We start from the raw sequence: 17,571 nt of genomic DNA, 5'->3' as shown, positions 1-17,571 counted from the left end.
ATTAAGGCAAAATTAAAACTGTAACCGCGAATGTAGGTGGGAGCGAGGAGAGTGAAAAGGGTTGATTACAGAAACGTTGAGAAAAATGGTTGGGGTCTTTCTCCTTGTTTCATTTGTTGTGCTTAGTATGTCAACACCAGTGAAAGACTATTTACACATTCCAAAGCAACTTGTTATGTTTGAGGGGGAGAACGTAAGCTTCGCTTCTGCCTTACCAGTTCATGCAGAGATGAAAGATGCTTTTCGTTCGATTGATGTGACACAAACAGAAAATTCGCTTTCCTTTGAAGCGAAGCAGCGTGATGAAGGACAACTGATTTTAAATATGGGAGGAGTGCCGATTAAACAAGTCGATATTAAAGTGCTCCCGAACTTAAAAGTCATTCCAGGTGGACAATCCATCGGAGTGAAATTGAATACAGTAGGAGTTCTTGTCGTTGGCTACCATCTAGTGGAAACAGAAGATGGAAAAAAATCGCCGGGCGAACTTGCGGGCGTTCAAGTAGGGGATATTATTACAAGCGTCAATGGCAAACGAATCGAAAAGATGAGTGATCTCTCGCCGTTTATTGAGGAAGCTGGGAAAACAGGAAAGCCGCTAGAGCTCAAGCTTCTTCGCGATCAACGATCAATTGCGGCAAAGTTGACTCCATTAAAAGATAAACAAGATGATGCTTACCGCATCGGATTATATATTCGCGATTCCGCGGCTGGGATTGGAACGATGACGTTTTTTGATCCAGTTTCGAAAAAATACGGAGCGCTTGGCCATGTGATTTCGGATATGGATACACGAAAACCAATTGTGGTGCAAGACGGTCAAATTATGAAATCAACCGTAACCTCCATTGAAAGAGGAAGTAGCGGAAGTCCAGGTGAAAAATTGGCGAGATTTTCTGACGATAAAGAAGTAATCGGTAATATTACGAACAATAGCCCGTTTGGCATTTTCGGTACGTTATCGAAACCAATGAAAAACGGATTATTTGACGAACCAATGCCAATTGCCTTATCAACCCAAGTAAAAGAAGGACCAGCAAAAATGCTGACGGTTATCGAAAATGATAAAGTTGAGGCGTTTGACATTGAAATTGTTCAATCAATTCCGCAAAAATTCCCGGCCACCAAAGGACTAGTCATTCGTGTTACAGACCCTCGTTTATTGAAAAAAACAGGAGGGATCGTGCAAGGGATGAGCGGCAGCCCAATTATCCAAGACGGAAAACTTATCGGTGCTGTTACCCACGTTTTTGTGAACGACCCGACGTCAGGGTATGGGGTGCACATTGAATGGATGTTGCATGAAGCAGGCATCGATTTATATAAACAAACGCAAAAAGCGAGCTGAAAACGCTCGTTTTTTGTGTGAAAAAAGTCAATTTTTCTCTTTTTTTGCATAGATATTTGGTGTATGATTCGGTAAAATAAGGATATAAAGATTTTTCGACAAATTAGTCGAATAAAGTGGATTTTTGTGGATTTTTCGTCTTTGAAAAATAAAGGGATTTCTCGCCATTGTGTCGAATCGGTATAAATAAAAGGAAAAAGCGCAACGAAATGGAAGTGAGGAGGAAAATTACGTGAAGATTAAGGTGTGCATTGCGGACGATAACCGCGAATTAGTCAATTTGTTAGAGGAATATATTTCTAATCAACCGGATATGGAAGTAATCGGGGTAGCATATAATGGTCAAGACTGTTTATATATGCTCGAAGAAAAGCAGCCAGATATTTTGTTATTAGATATTATTATGCCGCATTTAGACGGCTTAGCGGTATTGGAAAAAATACGGATGAAGCGGGAAAAACAGCCACACGTCATTATGCTCACAGCATTTGGGCAAGAAGATGTAACGAAAAAAGCAGTCGATTTGGGCGCGTCTTATTTTATTTTAAAGCCATTTGACATGGAAAACCTAGTCCACCACATTCGTCAAGTGGCAGGAAAAGCGGCACCGGTCGTGAAAAAAGCGCCTGTTACATATCAAGTGCGCGACAATAAACCGAAAAATTTAGACGCAAGCATTACGAGCATCATTCATGAAATCGGCGTGCCTGCGCACATTAAAGGCTATTTATATTTGCGTGAAGCAATTTCAATGGTATATAACGACATTGAGCTGCTCGGATCGATTACGAAAGTATTATATCCAGATATCGCGAAAAAATATAACACGACCGCTAGCCGTGTTGAACGGGCGATTCGCCATGCCATTGAAGTCGCATGGAGTCGCGGCAACTTAGAATCCATTTCGTCGCTATTCGGCTACACCGTCAGCATCTCCAAAGCGAAACCGACGAACAGTGAGTTTATCGCGATGGTCGCTGATAAACTGCGGCTGGAGCATAAAGCAAGTTAACGAAAAAGGTAGTCCGGCCGGGCTACCTTTCGTCTTTTTTCTCTTTTTCTAGTTCCATCAATTTTTGGATTAAAATATGTTGCGGCATGTGCATCACTTGTTCAAGCGGAATCCCGAGCGCTTTTGCCAGCTTTTGCGCTGTTTCCAACGAAATTTGATGCGGGCGCATTCCGTTCACCTCTTTATGATAGACATTTTTTCGCTACATGCATATAATTTTACTATGTTTTCGTTTGCATAGGAAAGGGGCAGAAGCATGACAAAAATTTTTGCGCATCGCGGTGCAGCCGGCACGCATCCGGAAAACACGATGGTTGCCTTTTATGAAGCAGAACGCGTCGGGGCAGATGGGATTGAACTAGACGTGCAAATGACAAAAGACGGTGCGCTTGTCGTCATCCATGACGAAACTGTTGACCGAACGACCGATGGTACAGGATGGGTCAAAGATTTTACGTATCGTGACTTACAATCGTTGCATGCGGGCTATAAATTTACTGAGCAATATCCAACGTGCCGCATTCCGCTTTTAGAAGAAGTACTGGCATGGATTTCTGGCACTTCATTATTATTGAACATCGAATTGAAAAATGGGCTCATTACCTATGACCGGCTCGAAGAAAAAGTAATTGACCTAGTGAAACATTATCGACTGGAACCACGCATCATTTTTTCTTCTTTCAACCATAATAGCATGGCTCGTTGTCGCCAGCTTGCCCCAATGATTGAAACAGCGCTTTTGTATATGGAACGGCTTTACCAGCCATGGCAATATGTGCGCGTGCTAGGAGCGAGCGGATTGCATCCGTACTACCGCACCGTATCAGAATCGTTCGTCCGTAACGCCCATTTTCATCATGTCCACGTACGACCGTTTACGATTAATAGCGAAGAAGCGATGAAAACGATGTTTCGCTACGAAGTGGACGCAATTTTTACCGATTATCCTGAAAAAGCAACGCAAATAAAAAAAGCCTGAACTTATGTTCAGGTCATTTTTTTTGAAAGCGCGGTTGCACTTTATTTCGTTTTCGGTCGCGATGAAAAATAAACCCACCAATAAACCCTAGCCCAAGTGCAAACAAAAGAAATCCAAGCAAAAATTGCAACCAAAGCAACGGAACTGGTGGATGCAAAATTCCAAATAACGTATCACGCATCCACTTAATCCCTAATGCAGCAATAAACCCAGGAATAAGCAAAATCATCAGTGCGATTAATCGTTGCATAGTGATAATCCTTTCCGGTAAAAAATCACTTCATGAAAAATGTTAACTGTTTCATTGAATTTGTCAAGAAATATCGGTATGATAAAAATATCTGCAAAAAATTGCAAGGTGATAAGGTGATGGGGGCACCCTCCACTTAAAGCCTTAGGCTTTTAAAGTAGGGGATTGTAAAAAGCTCAAACATTAATCGAAAGGAGGACGGGCGATTCCTCCCCGACTTTCGCTCTCGCTTAGAAGCCGGGGTCTCCTCGCTCGATTATGAAGATGAAAAAAGCATTAATTGTAGGCGCTGGAAAAGGAGGAACAGCACTACTAAAAATTTTCCAGAAAGCAGCAACAATCGAAGTCGTCGCAGTCATTGACCGTGACCCTCGCGCGCTAGGGATCGCCTTAGCTGCCGCCATGAATATTCCAACAGGCAGCGATTGGAGGCCATTTTTAACAGATGCAATCGACATTGTCGTCGAAGCCACAGGCGAAAAAGGGGTATTTGAAGAAATTCGACAAAAGCGGCATAAAAATACGGTCGTCATTCCAGGAGAGGTCGCCTATATTATCGCCGAACTTGTCGAAGAAAAAGAAACGTTAATTACGACACTAAAAAGTGAAACCGCACGGCGTGATTTAATTTTTAACTCGACGCATGATGGCATGATTGTCGTCGATGAATTTGCGTATATTACTCATATGAACGACAGCGCGGCGTCGATGATTGAAGTGGACAAGCAAGAGGCGATTGGTAAGCACATTTTGCAAATTATTCCGACAAGCGGACTGCCGCGCGTATTAAAAACAAGACAAATGGAATTGCATCAAGAACTAGCACTAGAAAACGGGCGTAAAATTATTACGACGCGCATCCCGATGACCGATGAAGCAGGGAGGTTGCTCGGTGCTTTAGCTGTTTTTAAAGATGTAACGGAAGTGATGCAGCTTGCGGAAGAGCTAACGAATTTAAAAGAAATTCGCATGATGCTTGAGGCAATTATTCATTCATCGGAAGAAGCGATTTCGGTTGTGGATGAGTATGGCAACGGCATTTTAATCAACCCTGCGTACACGCGTATTACCGGTTTGTCAGAAGAAGAAGTGATTGGAAAACCGGCAACGGCCGATATTGCCGAAGGGGAAAGTATGCATATGCAAGTATTAAAAACGCGCAAACCTGTCCGGGGGGTGCGCATGAAAGTCGGACCGAAAAATCGTGATGTCATTGTTAATGTCGCCCCAATTATTGTAGACGGCACGCTAAAGGGGAGCGTCGGCATTATCCATGATGTCTCTGAAATTCAGCGCTTAACGAACGAATTAAATCGCGCGCGACAAATTATTCGCACGCTCGAAGCGAAATATTCGTTTGCCGATATAATCGGGACATCGGAAGAAATGATGGTCGCTATCGAACAAGCGAAGCTAGCAGCGAAAACGCCAGCAACAATTTTATTGCGTGGGGAATCAGGGACGGGAAAAGAATTATTTGCCCATGCGATTCATAACGCGAGCGATCGCAAATACAACAAATTTATTCGCGTCAATTGTGCTGCTATTTCTGAATCGTTGTTAGAAAGCGAATTGTTCGGGTACGAAGAAGGGGCGTTTTCCGGCGCCAAGCGGGGAGGGAAAAGAGGATTATTTGAAGAAGCAAACAACGGTAGCATTTTTCTTGACGAAATCGGCGAATTGTCTGCCAATACACAGGCGAAATTGTTGCGTGTTTTGCAAGAACGGGAAATCGTTCGCGTCGGTGGCACAAAGCCGATTCCCATTAACGTGCGCGTCATCGCGGCAACGAACGTTCATTTAGAAAAAGCGATTGCCGCCGGAACATTTCGGGAAGATTTATATTATCGGCTCAATCGAATGCCGATTCATATCCCGCCATTACGAGCGCGTAAACAAGACATCCCGGCACTATGCCAACATTTAATTCATAAACTAAATCAAGATTACGGAAGAAACGTCGAAGGGGTAACTGAAGAAGCGCTCGACTACCTTTCTTCTTATGACTGGCCAGGCAATGTGCGTGAGTTAGAAAATGTCTTAGGCCGGGCGATGATTTTTATGAAATTTAATGAAACATGGATCGACATTCACCATATTCCTCCGCTGCAAATATTGCCCGATCGAAAGGACGAGGTGATAATGAGCGAGGACTTGCGTCCACTTGACGAAATGCTCGAACAATATGAGGCGCAAATTATTGAAGCTGCACTCCGCGCCTGCCATGGCAACAAAACAGCAACCGCGAAACGATTAAACATTTCGATTCGCAACCTTTATTACAAGTTAGAAAAGTATGGGCTTGCAAAAACATACATGCAATAGTTTGCGCGATGTGCAAAAAAATGCAAAGAAAAAATAAAGCGTTTTCAAATAAGGGGTGTATTTTCTGGGTGTGAATGACGGAGTATTTGCCTTTTTTGTCGAGAAAAATAGTTTGTCGAGAAATGTTGGCACACTTTTTGCATTAAGGTTATAGTGATCGAAAAAAAAGAGAAAAAGGGGTTGGATAGATGACATGAAGCTGCAAACACTCGTAGATAAAGCAACCCAATCTACCGATATTACGGTAGCTGTCGCGGCAGCGGAAGACGAAGAAGTTATTGAAGCTGTGACGATGGCGTTACATCATCAGTTTGGTCGCTTTCTTTTATATGGAGATCGCGACAAAATTACCAAATTGTTAAAAAACTACCCAACAAACGATAACGTTCAAATCATTCATGCGAATTCCGTCGCGGAAGTGGCAGAACTTGCAGTAAAAGCTGTTCACTCGAACGAAGCGAATGTACTAATGAAAGGAAATATCCCGACCGCTACCATTTTAAAAGCGGTTCTTCATAAAGAATATGGGTTGCGAACAGGCAATGTGCTCTCGCATGTCGCCGTGTTTGAAATCCCGAACTACGACCGCTACATGATCGTTACTGACGCGGCGATGAATATCGCACCAGATTTAGACCAAAAGATGCAAATTATTGCAAACGCAGTAACCGTTGCGAAAGCAATCGGCATTGATACGCCGAAAGTTGCGCCGCTCGCGGCCGTCGAAGTCGTCAACCCAGCGATGGCGGCGACAATTGATGCAGCTGCGTTAACGATGATGAACGAAAGAGGTCAGTTAAAAGGCTGTATCGTCAACGGTCCATTAGCGCTTGATAACGCGGTGTCAGAACTTGCAGCAGCCCATAAAGGGATAACAAATGAAGTGGCAGGAAAAGCTGATATTTTGCTTGTTCCTGACATTGAAGCAGGAAATATTTTATATAAGTCACTCGTTTATTTTGCGAATGCAAAAGTGGGCGCTGTCATTGCAGGGGCAAAAGCGCCGATTGTATTAACGTCGCGCGCCGACTCGGCAGAAAGCAAACTTTATTCGCTAGCACTTGCGGTTTGTTCCGCATCTAAATAAATAAAGACACTTGGGGAGGAAAACGACATGGAAATCTTCAAATACATGGAACAATATGATTATGAACAATTACTATTTTGCCAAGACAAAGAATCTGGCTTAAAAGCGATTATTGCGATTCACGATACAACGCTCGGACCGGCATTAGGTGGCACCCGCATGTGGATGTATGAATCCGAAGAAGCAGCGATTGAAGATGCGCTCCGCCTCGCGCGTGGCATGACGTACAAAAACGCAGCGGCAGGACTTAACCTTGGCGGCGGAAAAACAGTCATTATCGGCGACCCGCGCAAAGATAAAAACGAAGCAATGTTCCGCGCATTCGGTCGTTTCATTCAAGGTTTAAACGGACGCTATATTACAGCCGAAGACGTTGGAACAACTGTTGCAGATATGGACATCATTTACGAAGAAACAGATTACGTAACAGGTATTTCACCAGCATTCGGTTCATCTGGGAATCCATCTCCAGTGACAGCGTATGGCGTGTATCGCGGCATGAAAGCAGCCGCAAAAGAAGCGTTCGGCAGCGATTCATTAGAAGGAAAAACAATTGCTGTGCAAGGCGTTGGCAACGTTGCGTACAACTTATGCCGCCATCTTCATGAAGAAGGAGCAAAACTCATCGTTACCGACATTAACAAAGAAGCAGTGCAACGCGTTGTGGAAGAGTTTGGCGCGAAAGCAGTCGACCCGAATGAGATTTACGGCGTAGACTGCGACATTTTCGCACCGTGCGCGCTTGGCGGAATTATTAACGACCAAACGATTCCGCAATTGAAAGCAAAAGTAATCGCTGGGGCAGCGAACAACCAGCTGCGCGAAGCACGACATGGCGACATCATTCATGAAATGGGCATCGTCTATGCACCGGACTATGTCATTAATGCAGGCGGGGTCATTAACGTTGCGGACGAACTATATGGCTACAACCGCGAACGGGCGATGAAAAAAGTAGAACAAATTTACAACAACATTGAAAAAGTATTTGAAATCGCAAAACGTGACAACATTCCAACATACAAAGCAGCAGACCGGATGGCAGAAGAACGTATTGAAAAAATGCGCAAATCTCGCAGCCAGTTTTTGCAAAACGGCCATCACATTTTAAGCCGTCGTCGCGGCCGTTAATATGAACAGTGAAAGCGAGAAATTTTCTCGCTTTCACTTATCAAATTGGAGGGTAGGAACGTTGCAGGAAAAAGAATATCGCATCTTAGTCATCAATCCAGGATCTACTTCAACGAAAATCGGTGTATTTGATAACGAACGCTCTATTTTTGAAAAAACGATTCGCCACGATACGGAAGAATTAAAGCAATATAAATCGATCATCGACCAATATGAATTTCGCAAGCAGACGATTTTATCCGCGCTCGATGAAGAGGGAATCAACATTTCAAAATTAAGCGCCGTATGTGGTCGTGGTGGACTACTGCGCCCGATTGAGGGTGGAACTTACCGCGTTAATGAACAAATGTTAAAAGATTTGCGGAAAGGTTATTCTGGTCAGCATGCGTCCAATCTTGGCGGTATTTTAGCACATGAAATTGCCAATGCGCTTAATATCCCGGCGTTTATCGTTGATCCGGTTGTTGTTGATGAACTTGACCCAATTGCCCGTATTTCTGGGTTTTCGCTCATTGAACGAAAAAGCATTTTCCACGCCTTAAACCAAAAGGCGGTAGCACGTCGTGTTTCGAAGCAACTAGGAAAAAAATATGAAGAAGTAAATCTCATTGTGGCACATATGGGCGGTGGAATTACCGTTGGCGCGCATAAGCAAGGGCGCGTCGTCGACGTCAACAACGGGCTAGACGGCGAAGGACCATTCAGCCCAGAGCGCGCTGGAACGGTGCCAGCAGGCGATCTTGTTTCCCTCTGTTTTTCAGGGGAATATTACCGAGAAGAAATAATGAAAAAGCTTGTCGGACAAGGTGGATTAGTCGGTTACCTTGGAACGAACGATGCAGTGAAAGTCGAAAAAATGATAGAAGCCGGCAATGAAAAAGCGAAGCTTGTATATAGCGCCATGGCATATCAAGTGGCGAAAGAAATTGGTGCAGCAAGCGCTGTGTTAGCAGGAAAAGTCGATGCCATTGTTTTGACCGGCGGACTTGCGTACGGAAAAGGGTTCGTGAAAGAAATCGCCGATCGCGTAAACTGGATTGCCGAAGTTATTGTGCAACCAGGGGAAAACGAACTACAAGCTCTTGCGGAAGGTGCATTGCGCGTATTGCGGGGGGAAGAAAAAGAAAAAGAATATCCCGGCAATGTTGTTGCCGCAAAGCGATAAAAGAAAGGGGCAAACGAAGATGGCAAAAGAGTATGATCTCGTCATATTAGGCGGCGGTACCGGCGGCTATGTTGCAGCAATTCGCGCAGCACAGCTTGGCTTAAAAACGGCCGTTGTTGAAAAAGGAAAGCTCGGTGGAACGTGTTTGCACGCGGGCTGCATCCCAAGCAAAGCGCTGTTGCGCAGTGCAGAAGTATATGCACAAACGAAAGAAAGCGAAAAGTTTGGCGTCTTAGCAAGTGATGTCACACTGGATTTTGCGAAAGTACAGGCGCGAAAAAATACAATTGTTGAGCAACTACATAAAGGTGTTCAACATTTGATGAAAAAAGGAAAAATTGATGTATACGCAGGAACTGGCCGCATTTTAGGACCATCGATCTTTTCGCCAATGCCTGGAACGATTTCCGTTGAAATGAATGACGGCAGCGAAAACGAAATGCTCGTTCCGAAAAACGTTATTATCGCCACAGGCTCCCGTCCGCGTACATTGCCAGGGCTTGACATTGATGGACAACTCGTCATTACATCCAATGAAGCGCTACAGCTTGACACGTTGCCATCGTCGATTATTATTGTGGGCGGCGGTGTCATTGGCATCGAGTGGGCTTCTTTATTAAACGACTTTGGTGTACAAGTAACAGTGCTAGAATATGCGGACCGCATTTTGCCAACGGAAGACCGCGATGTATCGAAAGAGATGGAAAAACTGTTGAAAAAACGTGGCATTCAAATTTTCACGAACGCCAAAGTGTTACCAGAAACGCTCGAAAAAGGCGAAGGTGTGACGATTAAAGCAGAACATACAGGAGAGCAAAAAGCGTTCACCGCGGAAAAAATGCTCGTATCGGTTGGACGTCAAGCAAACATTGAAGGAATTGGTTTGGAAAATACAGAAATTGTCATCGAAAAAGGGTTTATTCAAACAAATAAATTTTATCAAACGAAAGAATCACATATTTATGCAATCGGAGACGTGATTGGAGGGTTGCAGCTTGCTCACGTTGCTTCCCATGAAGGAATTGTCGCTGTCGAACATATTGCAGGAAAACAGCCAACGCCAATTGACTATACGATGATTGCGAAATGCGTATATAGTCGCCCAGAAGCGGCAAGTGTCGGTTTAACGGAAGAAGAAGCCAAAGCGAAAGGATACGACATCAAAGTAGGCACATTCCCGTTCAAAGCGATCGGCAAAGCGCTCGTATTTGGCGAAGCAGAAGGGTTTGTGAAAATGATTGCCGATAAAAAGACAAACGATTTATTAGGCGTTCATATGGTCGGCCCGCACGTCACGGACATGATTTCCGAAGCTGGTCTTGCTCGCGTCTTAGACGCAACCCCGTGGGAAGTAGCACACACGATTCATCCGCATCCGACGCTTTCTGAAGCGATGATGGAGGCGGCGTTAGCGGTCGACGGCAAAGCGATTCATTTTTAAAGAAGAACAAGGAGGTTTTTTCGATGGCAGAAAATCGTCATCAGGCATTAGGCTTAAGCGATGAAGCGGTATTGGAAATGTATGAAACAATGCTTTTGGCCCGGAAAATTGATGAGCGCATGTGGTTGTTAAACCGCGCAGGGAAAATTCCGTTCGTTATTTCTTGCCAAGGTCAAGAAGCAGCACAAGTTGGGGCGGCATTCGCACTAGACCGCACGAAAGACTACGTTTTACCTTACTATCGGGACATGGGCGTCGTATTGACGTTTGGCATGACTCCAACGGAATTAATGCTTTCTGCGTTTGCAAAAGCGGAAGACCCGAACTCTGGAGGCCGTCAAATGCCAGGTCACTTCGGGAAAAAGAAAAACCGCATCGTGACAGGTTCTTCTCCCGTCACCACGCAAGTACCTCATGCCGTTGGAATTGCGTTGGCAGCGAAAATGGAGAAAAAAGATTTCATCTCTTTCGTTACGTTTGGAGAAGGTTCTTCTAACCAAGGGGATTTCCACGAAGGGGCGAATTTTGCGGGCGTTCATAAATTGCCGGTCATTTTCATGTGCGAAAACAACAAATATGCCATTTCCGTTCCAATCGAAAAACAATTGGCGTGCGAAAAAGTGTCCGATCGTGCGATTGGATACGGCATGCCTGGATATACAGTAGACGGAAACGACCCGCTAGAAGTATATAAAGTCGTAAAAGAAGCGGCTGATCGTGCGCGTCGCGGCGAAGGACCAACATTAATCGAAACCGTTTCTTACCGGCTGACCGCTCACTCGTCAGACGACGATGACCGCGTCTACCGTACACCGGAAGAGCTGGCGGAGGCACGTGCAAAAGACCCGATTCTTTCGTTTGCGAACTACTTAAAAGAAGTCGGGGTGCTAACAGAAGCGCTAGAAAAAGAAATTCATGACCGCGTCATGAAGCAAGTAAACGAAGCGACGGACTATGCAGAAAAAGCGCCATACGCAGAGCCTGAACATGCATTAAAGTACGTATACGCTGAGAAGTAAGGGGGAACTTATCGATGCCAGTCATTTCATATATTGATGCCGTTACGATGGCGATTCGTGAAGAAATGGAACGAGACCCGCGCGTTTTTGTCCTAGGGGAAGACGTTGGTAAAAAAGGCGGGGTATTTAAAGCAACGCAAGGGCTATACGAGCAATTTGGGGAAGAGCGCGTCATCGATACGCCGCTTGCCGAATCAGCGATTGTTGGGGTAGGAATTGGTGCGGCGATGTACGGGCTGCGTCCGATTGCAGAAATTCAGTTTGCGGATTTCATTATGCCAGCTGTCAACCAAATTATTTCGGAAGCTGCGCGGATTCGCTACCGTTCAAACAACGACTGGAACTGCCCAATCGTCATTCGTGCGCCATATGGCGGCGGCGTGCACGGAGCTCTTTACCATTCGCAATCGGTGGAAGCAGTATTTGCGAATCAGCCGGGGCTAAAAATTGTTATGCCATCGACACCATATGACGTCAAAGGATTGTTAAAAGCAGCGATTCGCGACGAAGATCCAGTCTTATTTTTCGAGCATAAACGCGCATATCGCTTAATTAAAGGCGAAGTGCCTACAGACGATTACGTATTGCCGATCGGCAAAGCGGACGTGAAACGCGAAGGCGAAGACATCACCGTGATTACGTACGGATTATGCGTCCATTTTGCGTTGCAAGCGGCAGAGCGCGTCGCGCAAGATGGCATTTCTGCTCACGTACTAGACTTGCGCACCGTTTACCCGCTCGATAAAGAAGCGATTATTGAAGCCGCAAGTAAAACAGGAAAAGTGTTGCTTGTGACAGAAGACAATAAAGAAGGCAGCATTATGAGCGAAGTGGCGGCAATTATTGCCGAGCATTGTTTATTTGACTTAGATGCGCCAATTATGCGCCTCGCTGGTCCAGACGTTCCAGCAATGCCATATGCGCCGACGATGGAAAAATTCTTTATGGTTAACCCAGACAAAGTCGAAAAAGCTATGCGCGAGTTAGCAGCATTCTAACCCGAAAAGCGGAAAAAGGTCCTTGGCGAAGCTATAGATGGCAAAATGAAACGGCGCGGCAAGCGGGCGCTTGCCGTGTCATCCTCATACATGAACAGAACATAATAGGAGGTCATCGACGTGGCAATCGAAAAAATTACTATGCCGCAGTTAGGTGAAAGTGTCACGGAAGGCACGATTAGCAAATGGCTCGTTTCTGTCGGCGATAAAGTAAATAAATACGACCCAATCGCAGAAGTGATGACGGATAAAGTAAACGCGGAAATTCCTTCGTCGTTTACAGGCGTAATTAAAGAAATTATCGCACAAGAAGGCGAAACATTGCCGGTTGGTGCGGTCATTTGCACGATGGAAACAGAAGGAGAAGGGGCAGGAACAGAAACAAAACAAGAAGAAGCACCGAAAGCAGAAGCGGCTGCACCAGCGCAAGTACAAGCTGCAGCGCCGAAAAAGCCAGCGGGAGAAAAAGGACGGTATTCCCCAGCTGTTCTTCGCCTTGCCCAAGAACATAATATCGACCTTGAACAAGTACAAGGAACAGGCATGGGCGGACGTATTACGCGTAAAGACGTGTTGAAATTAATCGAGTCTGGCAACATTCCAACGCCAAGTCAAGCATCCGCTCCTGTTCAAGCGTCTGTGCAAACGGTGCAAGAAGCGCCGAAAGCGGAAGCGCCTGTCGCTGCGGCAGCGCCAAAACAAGCGGCTGCGCCTAGCGTTCCAGTTCAAGCAGGCGATATTGAAATCCCTGTCACACCAGTTCGGAAAGCAATCGCGACAAACATGCTTCGCAGCAAGCACGAAGCGCCGCATGCGTGGACGATGGTCGAAGTCGATGTCACGAACCTAGTGGCTTACCGTGACTCCATCAAAGATGAGTTCAAAAAGCGCGAAGGCTTTAACTTAACATACTTTGCGTTCTTTGTCAAAGCGGTCGCGCAAGCGTTAAAAGAATTCCCACAAATGAACTCGATGTGGGCGGGCGACAAAATTGTGCAGAAAAAAGACATTAACATTTCGATTGCGGTGGCGACAGACGACGCACTATTCGTGCCGGTCATTAAACATGCCGACGAGAAAACGATCAAAGGCATTGCCCGTGAAATCGCCGAGTTGGCAGCAAAAGTGCGCGCCGGCAAGCTTCGTCCAGAAGACATGCAAGGCGGCACGTTCACAGTAAACAACACCGGTTCATTCGGTTCGGTGCAATCGATGGGCATTATCAACTATCCGCAAGCGGCGATTTTACAAGTCGAATCGATCGTGAAACGTCCGGTTGTGAAAGACGGAATGCTCGCGGTTCGCGACATGGTCAACTTATGCTTGTCGCTTGACCACCGCGTGCTTGACGGTCTCATCTGCGGCCGCTTCTTAGCGCGCGTCAAAGAAATTTTGGAAAACATATCCAAAGACAATACGCCGATCTATTAATACCAAAACCCACCGCTTTACATAAAGCGGTGGGTTTTGGTTATTCTTCAAATGTTCCTTTGACAATGGCCTGTCCATGCTTCACCATTAATCGTCCCATGGCAATGACCGAATCGATGTGATAGTTCCTGTCAAGTAGAACAAGATCCGCATCTTTTCCCTCAGCGATGCTTCCTTTTTGCTTCAGTTTTAAAATACGCGCTGGATTTTCTGTAATGACACGAATCGCGACATCTAGCGGAATATTTTCATTCAAAACAGCATCTCTTACTTCATGGTATAAACTCGCTACCTTTCCCAATTTAAGTCCAACAAGTTCTCCTTTTTCATTAAAATCAGGCAAACTTGCTTGTCCGTCCGATGTGAACGTAATTTGCGAAATTGCGACCCCTGCATCGAGCATATATTTTAAACCGATGCTGCATTTCACTTCCCCTTCGTCCAAAAATTTTGGAATGGAACTTGTGGTAAAATCGACGAATCCCCCGTTTTTAGCGAAACGAATCCCTGCCTTAAATAAATGTGGATTGCGGTTGATGTGAGTTGGATAGAACTGCGTAATTGGGATGTCCGTTTGTTCGACGACTTCTTCAATCAGGTGCAAGCATGAAGGGCTGTCACCAACATGAATGTTTACCACCCCCGCTTTTCCTGACAGCATCCCCCCAATCCTCGCAGCCGCAGCGATTTTTGCTAATTCCTCTAACGTCGGCTGCGAAGAGCGATGGTCAGCAATGGCAATTTCTCCTACGCCGATAATTTTATCAACTAAGATGAGGTCATCTTCAATTTTTCCGGTTAACGTTTTGACAGGGATCTGATATGAGCCAGTGTGGACAAAACAAGAAATTCCCTCTTCTTCAAGCGCCCGGGCTTTGGCAATTAAACTCGGCATCGTTCTTGTCGTCCCATCCGTTCCAATCACCCCGACCAACGTTGTAATGCCGGCTTGTGTCGCATCCGACAGTTGAATTTCCGGTGTTCGTGTGCGATAGCTCCCTTCCCCACCCCCACCGATAATATGTACGTGGGCATCAATGAAGCCGGGGACGATATATTTTCCACAAGCATCAATGATCTCAATGTCAACAAACGATGACGGTAGATCAATTCGGTCACGAATATAGCCAATTTTATTATTTACTAACAAAATATCCTTTTTTCCTAAATACTCAGGAGTATATAGTTCCCCGTTCTGAATCAATGTTAACAACGCTATTCCTCCTCGTATAGTATGTTTAGAAAGATTTTTAAATCGAATTTCCAGTTCGATATGCTCCTTGACAATCGCATATTCTTGGGTGACTTGCCCACGGGGAGGGGCGCCCCTCCCCCGTGGGTCGCAAACATATTTCACAAACATCGGGGTTGGACTTTTCGCGATGTTCTTGGATAATGATCTTGAGGATCATCGGGGACACTCTTCTTCCTCCTGTAGCTTTGACTACTTGAAAAGTCTGTCTCCTCGGCTCCTGTTCGGACATCTAACCTCGAGGCTCGACGTTGGTTTCCCATGCTGGAAGGAGCATTATGTCTAGCTCCGAACTAACATCCTCCTCTGCGTCCGCTTTCTCCATCGACGTGCACGCACGTCTCGTCGAAAGCTTGCGCTTCCGTCGGATGTTTCCTTGGCTGCGTCAAGGATCGTTCTCCGCTTTTCTTTACTTCTAGGCAGCCCATGGTCCAACGTGAGTTCTCATACGCGAGGGTGACTGGTCAACAGGCGCAATCCGAGGGCATCACGAAAAGTCCCAACCCCACGATCCTACTACGATTGGAGGTGATCTCATGAAACCCTACATCGGGATTGACGTGAGCTCAACGGACTTATACACCTGTATCATGGATCAAGAAGGAAACACTTGCGCACAATTCAAGGTGGACAACTATCTCCTTTGCGCAACCTTCCTTCGCGATCAAATCCTCCTGTGGGCCAACAAACGCCAACCATCCGAAATTCTCATCAGGATGGAAGCCACTTCCGTCTATAGCTGGCATCCGGCGATGTTTTTCCATCAACAGGAGGAGCTAAAATCCTGGCATGTCAAGGTGTTTACTATCCATCCAAAGCTCATTCACAAATTTAAAGAAGCTTACACCGACTTGGATAAAACGGACGGCATCGATGCGTGGATCATCGCGGATCGCCTTCGCTTCGGCCGTTTGAAAGTCACGGCTGTCATGCACGAACAGTTTATTGCGCTTCAGCGACTCACACGCATGCGCTATCATCTCGTCCATCGCTGACTCGGGAAAAGCAGTACTTCCTCCAGCACTTGTTTTACAAGTGTAGCTCGTTTACTCAAGAGGTGGACGGTTCCGTGTTTGGACATGCCATCTTAGAGCTTCTTCTCAAGTCGTTTAGCTTAGACGAAATCTCTCAGATGGACGTGCAGCAACTTGCCGATTTCTTGGGACAAAAAGGACGCAATCGTTTTGCCGATCCGGAATGCATCGCCAAGTCCATTCAAAAGGCGGCTCGTTCGTCGTATCGGCTTTCCAAGTGTGTCGAGGATTCCATTGATTTGCTTTTAGGGCTGTCGATTCAATCCATTCGCAGCCTTCAAGCGCAAATCAAAGAGCTCGACAAAGCGATTACTCGCCATTTGGAAGGCATCCCGAATACGTTACAAACGATTCCTGGCATCGGTCCAGTCCACGCCGCTGATATCTTAGCCGAAATTGGACAAATCGAGCGATTTGACAACCAAGCCGCCTTAGCGAAGTATGCAGGTCTGACTTGGTCCAAGCACCAATCGGGGCGCTTCCAAGCCGAGGATACTTCCCTCATTCGTTCCGGTAATCGCTATCTCCGTTACTACCTAGTGGAGGCTGCCAACTGGGTACAACGGCATGATGAGACGTTTCGCACGTACTATCGGAAAAAGTATGAGGAAGTGCCAAAACATCAACATAAACGAGCCCTCGTCCTCACTGCTAGAAAACTCGTGCGTGTGATCGATGCGCTGCTACGCAACGGTCAAATCTACACGCCAAGAAAGGGGGAAGATCGATAGGGGTATCGATCTAACTCAATTTGTATCAAAACCCAGTTAATGACACAAGACAAGACTGGGCTTCTTTAGTATTGCCTTTTTTCGGGTCATCGGACAAATGAATTTCCAATTTCGATGATTTTTCACCTTGACATATTACTGCAGGACTTTGCGAATGTGAACTTGTATACTATATTAACATTATACACATGCAACTGGGGAGTTTAATTTATGTTTTCGACTGTCCGAGGCAAGCCAAAGGCTTGCCTGCGTCACGCGTTCGTGTGACGGAGAACCGAACAGCGAGCCCCTTCTCAGACAAATTCATTTGTCTAAGAGAGGTGTTGTTCGGTCGCCCGACAGTCGAAAAATGTTAACACTTCAATGCG

General features: G+C 45.7%; 14 protein-coding genes and 1 pseudogene. 12 read left to right on the top strand and 3 right to left on the bottom strand.

All coding sequences use genetic code 11. The features are described 5' to 3' along the window. Positions 1-61: 61 nt before the first annotated feature. Entirely contained in the window at positions 62-1,348 is a 1,287-nt protein-coding gene (gene spoIVB / locus GFC30_RS12615; protein ID WP_066326128.1) for a SpoIVB peptidase, read from the top strand. A gap of 232 nt (positions 1,349-1,580) precedes the next feature. Beyond that, positions 1,581-2,360, top strand: coding sequence for a sporulation transcription factor Spo0A (spo0A, locus tag GFC30_RS12610; protein WP_066326121.1), 780 nt, complete (start codon positions 1,581-1,583; stop codon positions 2,358-2,360). A gap of 22 nt (positions 2,361-2,382) precedes the next feature. On the opposite strand, the gene GFC30_RS16645 is transcribed toward spo0A, so the two are convergent. Then, on the bottom strand, positions 2,383-2,529 hold the full coding sequence (locus GFC30_RS16645) for a YycC family protein (RefSeq protein ID WP_084256345.1): 147 nt from the start codon (positions 2,527-2,529) through the stop codon (positions 2,383-2,385). Positions 2,530-2,616: 87 nt separating this feature from the next. Here GFC30_RS16645 and GFC30_RS12605 point away from each other — a divergent pair, with 87 nt between their 5' ends. Further along, positions 2,617-3,339, top strand: coding sequence for a glycerophosphodiester phosphodiesterase (locus tag GFC30_RS12605; RefSeq protein ID WP_066326118.1), 723 nt, complete (start codon positions 2,617-2,619; stop codon positions 3,337-3,339). Between the two features lie 13 nt (positions 3,340-3,352). Here GFC30_RS12605 and GFC30_RS12600 read toward each other — a convergent pair whose 3' ends face one another. Next, complete coding sequence (locus GFC30_RS12600) at positions 3,353-3,589, bottom strand: DUF2627 domain-containing protein (protein ID WP_066326116.1); 237 nt, start codon at positions 3,587-3,589, stop codon at positions 3,353-3,355. A gap of 264 nt (positions 3,590-3,853) precedes the next feature. Between GFC30_RS12600 and GFC30_RS12595 the strand changes: the two genes are divergently transcribed. The 8 genes from GFC30_RS12595 to GFC30_RS12560 all read left to right on the top strand — a co-directional run bounded on the left by GFC30_RS12595 (position 3,854) and on the right by GFC30_RS12560 (position 14,186). Then, positions 3,854-5,914: a sigma-54 interaction domain-containing protein gene (locus tag GFC30_RS12595; RefSeq protein ID WP_066327389.1), complete on the top strand. Its 2,061-nt coding sequence runs from the start codon at positions 3,854-3,856 to the stop codon at positions 5,912-5,914. A gap of 193 nt (positions 5,915-6,107) precedes the next feature. Further along, complete coding sequence (gene yqiS / locus GFC30_RS12590; RefSeq protein WP_066326114.1) at positions 6,108-7,001, top strand: phosphate butyryltransferase; 894 nt, start codon at positions 6,108-6,110, stop codon at positions 6,999-7,001. Between the two features lie 27 nt (positions 7,002-7,028). After that, positions 7,029-8,132 carry a branched-chain amino acid dehydrogenase gene (gene bcd / locus GFC30_RS12585; RefSeq protein ID WP_066326112.1) on the top strand — a complete coding sequence of 368 codons (1,104 nt, stop codon included), beginning with the start codon at positions 7,029-7,031 and terminating at the stop codon, positions 8,130-8,132. Positions 8,133-8,193: 61 nt separating this feature from the next. Further along, positions 8,194-9,297 (top strand): butyrate kinase, encoded by a 1,104-nt coding sequence (buk, locus tag GFC30_RS12580; RefSeq protein ID WP_066326109.1) that lies wholly within the window; start codon positions 8,194-8,196, stop codon positions 9,295-9,297. A 19-nt stretch (positions 9,298-9,316) separates the two neighbouring features. Further along, the gene (gene lpdA, locus GFC30_RS12575) at positions 9,317-10,738 is read left to right on the top strand and encodes a dihydrolipoyl dehydrogenase (protein WP_066326103.1); all 1,422 of its coding nucleotides are present in this window, start codon (positions 9,317-9,319) and stop codon (positions 10,736-10,738) included. Positions 10,739-10,761: 23 nt separating this feature from the next. After that, positions 10,762-11,757, top strand: a complete 996-nt coding sequence (locus GFC30_RS12570) for a thiamine pyrophosphate-dependent dehydrogenase E1 component subunit alpha (RefSeq protein ID WP_066326102.1) — start codon at positions 10,762-10,764, stop codon at positions 11,755-11,757. 14 nt (positions 11,758-11,771) lie between these two features. After that, positions 11,772-12,755, top strand: coding sequence for an alpha-ketoacid dehydrogenase subunit beta (locus GFC30_RS12565; protein WP_066326101.1), 984 nt, complete (start codon positions 11,772-11,774; stop codon positions 12,753-12,755). A 120-nt stretch (positions 12,756-12,875) separates the two neighbouring features. Continuing rightward, positions 12,876-14,186, top strand: a complete 1,311-nt coding sequence (locus GFC30_RS12560; RefSeq protein ID WP_066326100.1) for a dihydrolipoamide acetyltransferase family protein — start codon at positions 12,876-12,878, stop codon at positions 14,184-14,186. A 40-nt stretch (positions 14,187-14,226) separates the two neighbouring features. Here the strand turns inward: GFC30_RS12560 and iadA are convergent, their stop codons facing one another. Continuing rightward, positions 14,227-15,399 carry a beta-aspartyl-peptidase gene (gene iadA, locus GFC30_RS12555; protein ID WP_066326099.1) on the bottom strand — a complete coding sequence of 391 codons (1,173 nt, stop codon included), beginning with the start codon at positions 15,397-15,399 and terminating at the stop codon, positions 14,227-14,229. Between the two features lie 575 nt (positions 15,400-15,974). On the opposite strand from iadA, the pseudogene GFC30_RS12550 reads away from it, so the two are divergent. Further along, positions 15,975-17,203 (top strand): annotated as a pseudogene (locus GFC30_RS12550) (IS110 family RNA-guided transposase). The last annotated feature ends 368 nt before the right edge of the window (positions 17,204-17,571 follow it).

The organism is Anoxybacillus amylolyticus, assembly GCF_001634285.1.
Lineage (GTDB): Bacteria > Bacillota > Bacilli > Bacillales > Anoxybacillaceae > Anoxybacteroides > Anoxybacteroides amylolyticum.
This window is presented reverse-complemented; position numbering and strand designations above follow the sequence as displayed.